7 protein-coding genes and 1 pseudogene are annotated in these 11,098 nt (G+C 46.7%); all 8 read right to left on the bottom strand.

Annotation, left to right across the window (positions count from 1 at the left end; genetic code table 11):
* Positions 1–213 precede the first annotated feature (213 nt).
* Positions 214–1,512 (bottom strand): HlyD family type I secretion periplasmic adaptor subunit, encoded by a 1,299-nt coding sequence (locus tag GOW16_RS22140; RefSeq protein ID WP_170419693.1) that lies wholly within the window; start codon positions 1,510–1,512, stop codon positions 214–216.
* A 4-nt stretch (positions 1,513–1,516) separates the two neighbouring features.
* Positions 1,517–3,637 carry a type I secretion system permease/ATPase gene (locus tag GOW16_RS22135; protein WP_170419691.1) on the bottom strand — a complete coding sequence of 707 codons (2,121 nt, stop codon included), beginning with the start codon at positions 3,635–3,637 and terminating at the stop codon, positions 1,517–1,519.
* A 7-nt stretch (positions 3,638–3,644) separates the two neighbouring features.
* On the bottom strand, positions 3,645–5,111 hold the full coding sequence (locus tag GOW16_RS22130) for a TolC family protein (RefSeq protein ID WP_170419689.1): 1,467 nt from the start codon (positions 5,109–5,111) through the stop codon (positions 3,645–3,647).
* A 135-nt stretch (positions 5,112–5,246) separates the two neighbouring features.
* On the bottom strand, positions 5,247–6,959 hold the full coding sequence (locus tag GOW16_RS22125) for an O-linked N-acetylglucosamine transferase family protein (RefSeq protein ID WP_170419687.1): 1,713 nt from the start codon (positions 6,957–6,959) through the stop codon (positions 5,247–5,249).
* 1 nt (position 6,960) lies between these two features.
* Positions 6,961–7,740 (bottom strand): hypothetical protein, encoded by a 780-nt coding sequence (locus GOW16_RS22120; protein WP_170419685.1) that lies wholly within the window; start codon positions 7,738–7,740, stop codon positions 6,961–6,963.
* Between the two features lie 37 nt (positions 7,741–7,777).
* Positions 7,778–8,548 carry a hypothetical protein gene (locus GOW16_RS22115; protein WP_170419683.1) on the bottom strand — a complete coding sequence of 257 codons (771 nt, stop codon included), beginning with the start codon at positions 8,546–8,548 and terminating at the stop codon, positions 7,778–7,780.
* Between the two features lie 219 nt (positions 8,549–8,767).
* Positions 8,768–9,940: a BapA prefix-like domain-containing protein gene (locus GOW16_RS22110; RefSeq protein WP_170419681.1), complete on the bottom strand. Its 1,173-nt coding sequence runs from the start codon at positions 9,938–9,940 to the stop codon at positions 8,768–8,770.
* 431 nt (positions 9,941–10,371) lie between these two features.
* Positions 10,372–11,046, bottom strand: a pseudogene (locus tag GOW16_RS22105) (IS256 family transposase); the annotation flags it as partial.
* Between the last annotated feature and the right edge of the window lie 52 nt (positions 11,047–11,098).

The following is an 11,098-nucleotide window of genomic DNA, read 5'->3' as shown; positions in this document are numbered from 1 at the left end:
TGTGATCAAAGGGCGGAAAATCTAGCCCCAAGCGGGGATACTTCCGGTAGCACAGCACCATAACCTCCTGATGGCTTCCATCTCCAAAACCTATCAGATGAGAGATCAGGGGATGTCCATTCCATCAGAACCTGAAACCTGACTCCCAGGTGTGAATAATAAATTGGCGATTAACGATTCGGTTTTCTGCCTTTGCGTTGCTTGTCTCAGGCTTCAATCGCGAAACGCCCGGTCCTTAACACGAAATACGGGCTTTATCAGATACTCTAGTATCGTTTTGGGTTCCGATAGCATATCAACCTGTGCGACCATTCCTGGAATAATATCCAATTGCTGACCATCCGCATCTGTCAACACTCCACCCAACTCAATTCCAACTACATAAACAGAAGTCTCACCATCCGGCGAAAGTACCGTATCAGCACCAATGCGAGTCACGCTCCCATTCAGCGTTCCATAGCGAGACGCGTCATACGCTGTAATGCGTACCTTGACATCTTGATCCGGCCGGACAAAAGCAATGTCATCTGGAGTGACAAACGCTTCGACTGTGACAGTTTCACCAAAGGGCACGATTTCAACAAGAGTCTGGCCTTGGTGTGCGACGCCCCCAAGGGTAGATATCAGAACCTGATTGACAACCCCTCGCGCTGGCGCACGTATCTCTGCCCTAGCCAGCCGGGCCTGAAGCGCCGGAATGCGTGTTTCAAGCGACACAAGGCGAGCTTGCGCTTCTGTTAATTCACGGTTAGCAGTCGCCTTGAATTCGCGCTTCAGGGCGATGATCTGGCTATCAATTTCAGCCAGTGCAGCCTGAGCAATAAGCATGCGATTGCATGCATCGCTTAACTGACCGTTTTGGCGGCTGAGCTCTCGACGTAGACCTATCATCACCAATGGGCTTTCAATACGCCGCTCAACAAGAGGTTGGATAACACCAATCTCTTCTTCCAGAAGTTCTATTGTGTCACTGTTGACCTCTTTATTAGTTCGTGCAGCTTCAATCTCAGCCAGTTTAATTTTGCGGCGAGAATCCAGAACTGCGAGATCGGCTGCCAGATGTGTTGCCATAGCGTTGAACAAATTTCGCTCTGCCTCAAACAATGCCATTTCAGATTCAATCATGTCTATTAGCTCAAAGTCTTGTTCGTAAATCTGGGCCTCAAGCCGCGCGCGACGCAAGCGTAGAGCTGTGGCCTCAGAAACCGCACTATCAAGCTCCGCCCGAAGCAGCACAGGATCGAAGCGCATCAACACATTACCCGCATCGACCACGTCACCTTCGCGCACATTGATTTCTGTGATGGTTCCGGTCTCGGGGGCTTGAACCACCTGCACTAACTTCGACGGCACAACACGTGCCTCAGCTCGTGTTACATCGTCGATTTCGGTGAAATAGGCCCAGATCAGCATGAACAACAATAAAGCCACAACCGACAGCAGTATCAGACCTCCCGCTGCACCGCGCCGCCCCCTAAGCTCAAGAGCTGTGGCTTCAAAACTCGAGCCCACCGTCTTATGCCTCCTTCACTGCGCTCGACTTGGGACGACTAAGCATTAGTATTTCTTCCTTGCTGCCGTCATAGGTGATCTTACCATTATTCAAGACAATTACCCGATCTACCAGTTGCAGCAAGCTGGCTCTGTGGGTCACCAAAACCAATGTTCGATCGTCAGACAGCCAAGTTTTTAGATTTTCAATCACCCGCACTTCGGTTGGAACGTCCATACCCGAAGTCGGTTCATCCATAACCAAAATTGGCGGATCGCCGATCAGGGCTCGAGCTATGGCTATCGTTTGACGTTGGCCACCCGATACACCAAATCCACCTTCTTGAATCCGCATGTCATAACCATGCGGATGTTGGCTAGCGATCCGGTCGGCCAAAGAGATTGATGCTTTTTGGTGCAACTCAGTATCAGTAATCTTAAACCGGCCCGCTATGATGTTTTCACGCAAGGTGCCAGAGAACAACCAGCAATCCTGCAACACAGCACCAATGTTACGGGTCTTATCTGCTGGGTCTAAATTGCGCGCATTTAGCCCATCCAGAAGAACCGCCCCGTCATTGGGCTCATACAAACCTAGGATTAGTCGTGCTACAGTGCTTTTTCCGGACCCAACCGGGCCCAGAATGGCCACTTTCTCGCCAGGTTTGATGGAGAGATCGATATCTTTGAGGATTGATCCCAAAACCTCATCATAGGTAAAGTGGACACCCTTGAATTCGATTTGACCTGCAATTGTTGGCCGTGATAAATAGCGGCGGCCGTACTCCCGCTCCACCTCCTGTTCCATTAGGGTGTCGATCTGGCAATATGCTATACGGGCCTTGTTCAGGCGTGTCATCACCTGTGCGAGCTGAGATAGCGGTGTCAGAGCTTTACCAGCCAGGATCACGCTGGCGATTAGAGCACCTACTGAGATCGTCCCATCACGGACTAGGAAAACGCCATAGAACAGAATCGCTACTTGCGCGATCTGCTGCACTAGAAGGGTCAGGTTAACAGTGCCTTGCGACAACAGGCGTGTTTTCCCAGAGCTATTGGCCTGTGCCTTAACAGCCTCATTCCAACGTGACCGCATGATCGGTTCGGCACCGGTCGTTTTTATTGTCTCAACCCCAGTCAGCGTTTCCATCAGAACCGCTTGTTTTGTTTGGCCATCTATACTGGACTCGCTCGCATAGCGGCTAAGAAAGGGCTGTGCCATGAGACCGGCAATCAATGTGATTGGCACTGCTGCCGCTGGAACGAGTGCGAGCGGCCCCCCAATAAACCATATTACACCAATAAAGACAAACAAAAAGGGCAAATCGACCAAAGTTATCAATGAGGCCGAGGTAAAAAAGTCGCGTACTACCTCAAAATCCCGTAAGATTGACGTCATGCGTCCATTCTGCCCTCCACGGGCCTTCATTTTCAATGCTATCAATTGGTTGAACAGCCTCTCGGCGATTTGCATGTCCGCCCGTTTGCCTGCCGTCTCAATGAATCGCGACCGCAAGTTTTTTATCAGGAAATCAAACATTAAAGCGAAAGCAACACCCACGACCAGTGCCAACAAGCTGTCGACCGCCTCGTTCGGCAGAATTCGATCGTACACAACCATAGTAAACAGAGATGTCGTTAGCCCAAGTACGCTACTTACCATCGCAGCCAATATGATCTGAATGTAGACCCCGTGCAAATCTCGGAATGCGGACCAAAACCAGTGATCTTGTCGGGCAATATAGTCCTCACCTGAGCGGTGCTTGCGCGACACGCGCAATATCCAGCGGGCCTCGCGTAGACGTGGTTCCCATCGCCGCCAGATCTGAGGTTCGCTTGATCCGCTACTTACATCGACTACAAGAAAGCGATCCTTATCTTTCCGATCCAATACCAAAAATGGTAACCCGTTGGCGTCAAATACCAGAACTGGAAACAAAATAGGATCTAGCTTCGACAATCGTGCTTTGCCAAAATCCGCCTTGTATCCCGCTGCTTCTAAAGCGCTAACCGCATCGCCGACCTCGTAGGCATCGTGGTTGCCTTTAAATACTCGGAAAAAGTCGGCCTCGGATAAACCATACTCCAAATAGTCAGTCAGCATCTTGAGATGCGCAATGAGCGTGTCGGTGGAAAAGGGAACCATATAGATATCACAAGGTTGGATCAGAGGGCCGCAACACTCCCAACGCATCTAGAATGTCGCCAGTCACTGCAAGCATGGCATACTCCGCTCGGCGTGCCTGCGCCTCTAGATGGATGACTCGCACATGGGCCTGATTCAATTCACGTAGCGCATCCAAAATCTGGACTAGAGTGGTACGTCCAATATCAAACTGCCTCCGTGCAGCCTCAAGCGCTTGTTCGTTGATGTCAACAGCATGCCGGGCAGTGGATAGCTGCCGTTTAATTGAACTGGCTTCTTCCGATGATTGGGACAGAGTCCGCTGTAACTCGCGCCGCAATTCTTCTTCAACGGCTATGCTCCGTTGCAAGTCAAACCGCGCTGTCGCGACATTCGCCCGAGCCGCTCCGCCTTGATAGATTGGTACGAGCACACCTAAACGAGCCTGCGCCACATCGCTGAAAGTACCCTGATCAAAATCCGTCTCAAGGATTGCTGACAAAGTTGGACGGGTCGCTCGCTCAGCAACCAAGAGTTCTTGTTTGCGAATCTGGCTAACGGTAACCTGTGAACGCAAACGTGGGCTGCGTTCAATCATTTCTTGGAAAGACGAAGTGGTCAACACAGGCGCTGAGGGAATAATTGGAATCACCTCGGGTCGTGTTCCAAACAACTCAACCCAGGTTGCAGTCGCCAATTCCACATCTGTTTTCGCTTGTGCCAGTTCTGTCTCAGCATTGGACTTGCGCCCTTGCCCTGCTAACAAATCAGCTATTGACCCTGCCCCACCATCGAATCGAGACTGGAGGTCTTTAACTAAATGATCTGTACGAAGCAGATTCTGTAGAGCCTGTTCTTCGAGACGCCGATTGCGATCCAATTCAATTATGGCTTCGACGGCTTCGAAACTCAACTCAGACAACTCAGACAACTCAGACAACCAAATCCTTCGAGATTCAATCTGCCGTAGCTCTACTCGGCTTTTAACTTTACCTCCATCATAGATGATTTGGCTCAGTCGAAGTATCGGAACTGCATCTCCATCAGATGTAAGGGACGATTCCGCCTCAATTAGCGGTAGCGTCGCCGCTTGTTCTGCAAGTATACGGGACCGAGCGGCCAAAACACTGACCATACCCGCAGCTGTGTTGGGTGAAGTCATGACAGAAGTCCGTATCAATCTCGCAAAATCAGTGTGCACGATAGCTCCTTTCAGTTTTCGCTGCATCGGAGCTAAGTTAGCAGTTGGATTAGTAGTCGGATCAAAAGACTGAAATTCTTGATTATACTCACCACAACTCGCCAAAACTAACGCGAATATCACAATATACAACCATGACTTCATTTCATCAATGCTCTCATAACTCCACCTTACGCACTGCAACCGGTCATCCATCAGCGTGCATGAAGAAATGCACTCAACTCCAAAAGTAAAGAAGGGCCGTAAAATTCGCAAGGGTTTGTGAATCAAGTAAATTAGAAATAGAATAAACATACAAACGGTCTACCAGAAACCGTGAAACCATTATTTTAGGTTCATAGAGGTCGGCAAAGTCGTAATTGTCAATTTAAGGATGTCAGAATCGAAAATTTATATACATAAATTTACAATGATCCTCAACTAACTTTTTTATTGATCTGTCTTAACAAAAATATCCCTCGGACTCTCTCCCTTGTTAAATATACTGACTGCTTCCATTATTCCTTTCTCATAGTGTTTAACGAACAATTTCGTGTTGAAAAGCGGGGCAGTCATCAACTCACTTACCAGCTTTAATTTGACGCCTTCTAGTATATCAGAATTACGTGATAAATTCACTATTTTCTCCTCATACTCATACTCATTGGCCGTAATAAACTCAGAAAGGTTGATGGATTCCAGTAAGCTCGCGCCGACTCGACTGCAGAATTGTTTGCCTGGCTTTGTAATAACCGGAATTCCCATAAACAATGCATCGCTAGCGGTTGTGTGGGCATTGTAGAAAAAAGTATCAAGAAATAAATCCGCATGTCTGTGACGCTCCAAGTGAATATCCTGCGAAACCAAATCTGCAAAAATAAGTCTATTCGGATCAATACCACAAGACGAGCAAAACTCACGCAGGTTAGATTTGATCCATTCATTCGACTCGAGTATCCACAATACCGAATTATCCACCCGATTTAAGACACTCATCCATATCCGAAACACATAGCTACAAATCTTCTCGGATCTATTGAAGCAGCAAAAGACAACACCAGACTCGGGCAAACCCCAATCTGATCTTAAGGTTTTCCTTCGGGAAAAATCTCTTGAACAATCTGTCGGTTGATAGCTATTTGGTAAAAATATTAAACTTTCACTATAGTTCTTTCTCTCAGGTTCCGGCACCGTAATCATATCCACTATAGCATAGTCAAACATAGAAGAAGACAAAGTTCCGGGATACCCAAGGTATGTCATATGGATTTTTGCCAACTTAGATCTAAAAATTTCTAATCTCTCATTTTGAGTAAACCCCTTCAAGTCGATAGCAACATCTAGATCATAAGCCAAAACAGTTTCAACAATATGAGCGTCTCCCAAGCCGTATAAGTTCTCGTAAACATCAACGTTTTTTCGAACTTTCTCTGAAAACGAATCGTGCGTCTCACCGTAACTGAAAGCAAAAACTTCGAACAAATTTCTATTGTGCTCCCGTAAGAGACCAAGAATAAGGTGTGTTGTTGCATGATTATGAAAATCAGAGCTGAAATATCCAATACGTATCTTATGTAAACTCTGTTTGTTCAATGAGTAATGCGGTTTTCCTGACATGTCAGGGTACAAGTGTCTGAAGTCAGTATATATTTTGGAATGAAGAAGCTGCCGCTCGGGGTCGTCTTGTAAATATAGCATGATCCACGGAGGCACAGCGATATTAGTCTCCAGTATTTGTTCACTAAGTAGAGCGCCATCACCAATGTCTCGCCACATACACATCTTTCGGCATAAGAAGTGCCTCTGAGCTTCAAGGTATATTGCATCTGGATTCTTTTCCAGCGCAACTTTGTACATCTTGTTAGCTTGTTGGAGGTCGCCAGACTTGGAAAGCGCTACGGCCAAATTTGCAAAACCACCATAGAAATTGGGACACAATAACACAACATTTTTGAAAGATTCCACAGCCCTATCAAACTGCTTCAACTTCATAAATGCTTCTCCAGAAAAATTCCAAAGCGTAGGGCAAAAGCGGTATTTTCGCGACAGGGGAGCAATCAGTGAAACAATGTCGTAGAACCTAGTCGCTGAGCGGAGTTCCATTATTTCATCTATGACGCACTTTGGTAGATGGCGTTTCTTTTTGTGATCTTTCTTGCTCAATTCATTTATCCTTCTCAAAAGTGAAACCACTCAATATGGCATCTCTTGCCACGGCAGAGACGTCTATGCCCACCAACTCTATCGCTCTGCGTGTAGCCGAAATCAATGATTTAGAAGCCTTCATTCTATTGGCGTTAAGGATTTCTATCCGAGGAAAAATAGGATTTTTTAGGTCTTTCAGCCATTTGGAAAGTCTTCTTCTTTCTTCCTCGAACTGCATTTCTTCGATGTTGATCTCTATAAAATCGATATGATCCTGAAACTTTTGCAAATAGTACGCTTGCCTAGCATTCATCTCGTGCACATACCAAATAACTCTCCCGAGGCCGCCTAAATCGCGGTATCTATCGAACGTGACAAGGTTTTTTCGATAATTTGGGTGCAAGTACCATTGCCACATGGTTGTCACATTCGCAAAGTCGTTTCGTAGCAAGTAGCTAATACATTGATCAAGGATTTTTCGACGCAAAATGATAATTTTTACTGTATCCTTTAGATTATGACGCACTAAGTTTTCAATTAATCCACATTTGCTTAATGTATGGTTAGTTTCAACATATATTTCGTCGTTGATATCTTTTAGTTTGTTTAGCCAAAATTCCTGTACAAGCGCGTTATTTCCATACTCATTAAAACTACGCATAATCTTGATATCTGGCATGCGAGTACCGAAATCTTCGATAGAAAGTGGCTCATGAATAGCGGGAACATTTAATGCTGATCCAAGGAAACTAGTCAATGAAGTCGTGCCCGTTCTGCCGCCAGTTATTGTAAAGATCATTTTCGAATTATTTCTCATTTCCATCGCACCAAAGATTTCAAACCTGATATTCTAGTTTTTCGAATAGCGCTTTATCTAGTTCATTTCCAAGAGCGCTCCAGCTTCCTTCTATCGGCTCTTTCCATAGTTCATTTTCATAATACGATTTATAAAATGCTCTATTTTTTGAAGGATCCTTGGTTGAAGCATTGTACGGGTTTCGGGTCTTGAAGTTTAACCAAGATGACAATTCTTGAATAACGCTTTCTTGCTTTATTGTAATATCTTCATGTTTGATGAATTTGTTTGGGACGTGAATTCCATCCAATTGGCGAGCAAAATCGAGATACGATTTCAATTTCCGACTGTATAGCTCCAAGGGCCTTAGAGAGTTATAATTTAGATTATCCCGCCTAAGCAAAGGTACCCATATTTTGGAAAACGCCTCTAGACTTGAGGGCGCCACTAATTTTTTATTGTACGGCCTCTTGTGAAATGAGACTATCCACGACATTGGATGTCTTACGCAAAATATGACCTTGGTGTTTTTTAATGACCTGATGTCTTGAAAATCAGTCGCGGCATGCTTCCACATGTTTATCGCTGGTTGGTTTTCAAATACTTGATCTATACGGCTTTCATATTCGTGCGCGATGAGTTTTGGGTTTTTGTTTCGCGTTTTGACGATAGCATGTAGATCATTTACTAAGGTATCATCCAGTTGAAACGCAATACCAGGAGCCAGTCGACATTCTGAATTGTTCTCAATTAGTCTGTGCAACACGTTAGTACCGGTATTGCGTTCTCCAAAAATTTTTACATGGGGCACTTTTATAGGACCTCTTCGAATCGCTCACCATTTGTCCAACGTTAGTCAATTGAGAGGTCTTTTCTCGGAGCGCTTGAAGGAAAGTAGTTGGCGTCATGGCTTGGCCTTGCATGATCTTCAGGTCGGTTCCAAAACGGGATTGGCCGATGTAGCCAATCACTGCTCTTGGGAGCGATGCGTTGAACATGACAATTTTGGCGTGTATTGTATTCGAGGAAACTAGGTCACTTCCAGTACAACAAAAAACATGTCATCCTCACTTTCAGTTTGCCATGTTCCAGTTGTTAGATCGAGGGCTATTCGCTCGCCATTGCTGTCATTGGATGATGACCAATATGTCCCCTGCGCCCAGCCCTCTGGTACGCCATTTCGGTCTCCGTTCTCCTCTACCAGCTGCCAAATGGCAAAAAGGTCATCGGCATTCGATCCGGTCGGGTTTAACCCGCTGGGTATCTGAACTCCGTCATCTGGGCGAGTTCCGTTCGTTTGCCCTGATCTGAGTAGACGTAGATTGACGTCCGCATCCATTTCAGAATTTATCAGGTTCGCGATGGCATCAAAGTCAACTTGGTCATTATCGGTCGCTGCACCATCTCCATCTCGGTCCCAAAAATACACAACTCTATCATTATCGTTAGTATCTATATATCGGAATGGATTGATCAGTTGACCTAAATCATTGTCATCGGCGTCATTACCTAAATCGATTTCGGCGGAATCGGTATCGACCGTGACTGCGCCAAGGTTGACCGGATCCGAGATGTTGCCGGCCTCATCCGATTGCCGTACCTGCACGACACCATCGGCATAGTCCCCATCTGCCAGCTCAAAGCTGCTCCCGCTGCCTGTGAGCCAACTGGTGCCGCCATCTACCGAATACTCCCAGGAGGCCGCATCAGAAGTCAATGTGACATTCACCGTAGCATCATTGGTCACTCCATCCGTCGCAGACGTTCCGGTATCAGCATTCAATGCCACCGCGGGGACACTCATGTCATTCGGGGCGGGTGCTTCAGCCTGTCCAACATCTGATGAAGAACTACCGCCAACAGCAACAGCTGTAGCGGCCCCCAAACCAGCGAGCCCCAAGCCAACCCCAGTGTTTCCTCCGGCATCTGATCCAGCCGTTGCTGCATCGACAATCACCTCGCCGTCAACGATTACACTACTGTCAAGTCCTTCGGGTGAAGCTAAGAAAAAATTCTCAACCACAATTTGACTACCATCTTGTAACGTAATCAAAAGGTCAGCGCCCTGACGTTGTGTTGCTGAAATATCATCAACGTTGATATCCAGCACGACCATAGATGGGCCATCGAGTGAAATCAGCTCTTCATTCAACGATAACTGTAACGATTGGCCAGTTTCTAGGTCTTTGATTTGATGTGGCATAGTGATCTTCACTTAAGATTTGGATTCAGCGTATTTGTTAGTTTGGGTACATGGCAGCAGGGAAACAGAACATCCGTATGTCTAAGCCGGTGATTCTGAACCTTCCGAAATCGCAGCGCGTTTCGCATAAAATATCTTGAATATTAACCCGCTGAACAATTGTTGGGAGCGTTTCTTAACGATACATTTTCAAGATATGTTGACCGGACATTCTGAGGCTTAGTGCTTCTCAAATCTCCTTGTGCATGCTGCCTATAGCGTTGGTTTGTCAGTTGCATCTGCAAAATTCTCTCCCATCCTGAAAAAACTCACGGTTAAATTAGCAAACTAAAGTGGCAAACGATGCAAGTTCTTCATTCCAATAAATGGAATGGCGTTCGATCATTCGTTTGAGAAGGCGAGCTATGCCAGAAAGTTGGCGACGGCCTTTATCAGGCGGCGATTTGAGCTTGCTTGATACCGTCTCTTAACTCAATCCCTTCAATGCGTTCGGGCAAGCGGACTGGTGCGGATATTTTTCGCCACTTTTTCTTAGCCGACATCATCAGCCTGAAGACCATGGCAAGAGCGTTCTTGGGGCTGAGGCAGCCTTTGGTTTTGCGCGTGCGGTTTCGGGCTGCGCTAAAGACGCTCTCGATCGGATTTTTGCTCCGGATGTGCTTCCAATGCTCTGCGGGGAAGTCATAGAAGGCCAACAGCTCGTCGCGATCCTTCACCAATTTGGCGACTGACTTCTCGTATTTTACCCTGTCGGTTTCGACGAAGAGATCAAAGGCGGCATTCGCTTCCTTCTTGGTCTCAGCCATCCATATGCCCTGAAGGTCAGACTTTGCCCTGGCCTGGATCGATTTCGTCAGCGCGCCCAGAACATTATTTGACTTGTGCAGCCAACACCGCTGCTCACGTGTCTCTGGATAGACATCGCGCAACGCTGTCCAGAACCCGAGAGCCCCATCACCAGCAGCCAGTTCAGGTGGCGCGACGAGGCCCCGTTTCTTCAGCCCTTTGAGCGGATTACTCCAACTATCGGCGTTCTCCCGGAACCCGTCTGCGATCGCCGGCACATCCTTCTCGCCGTATTCGTCCTCACCGATAATCACCAACATATATGGATACCCCCGGTGTCAAGCGATCTTTGAATGGTCTGTGAGCGTGTGA

This window comes from Ruegeria atlantica, from assembly GCF_013033965.1.
In the GTDB taxonomy this organism is placed as follows: domain Bacteria; phylum Pseudomonadota; class Alphaproteobacteria; order Rhodobacterales; family Rhodobacteraceae; genus Ruegeria; species Ruegeria atlantica_D.
The sequence above is the reverse complement of the archived record's forward strand: the minus strand, read 5'-3'. Positions and strand labels throughout refer to the sequence as shown.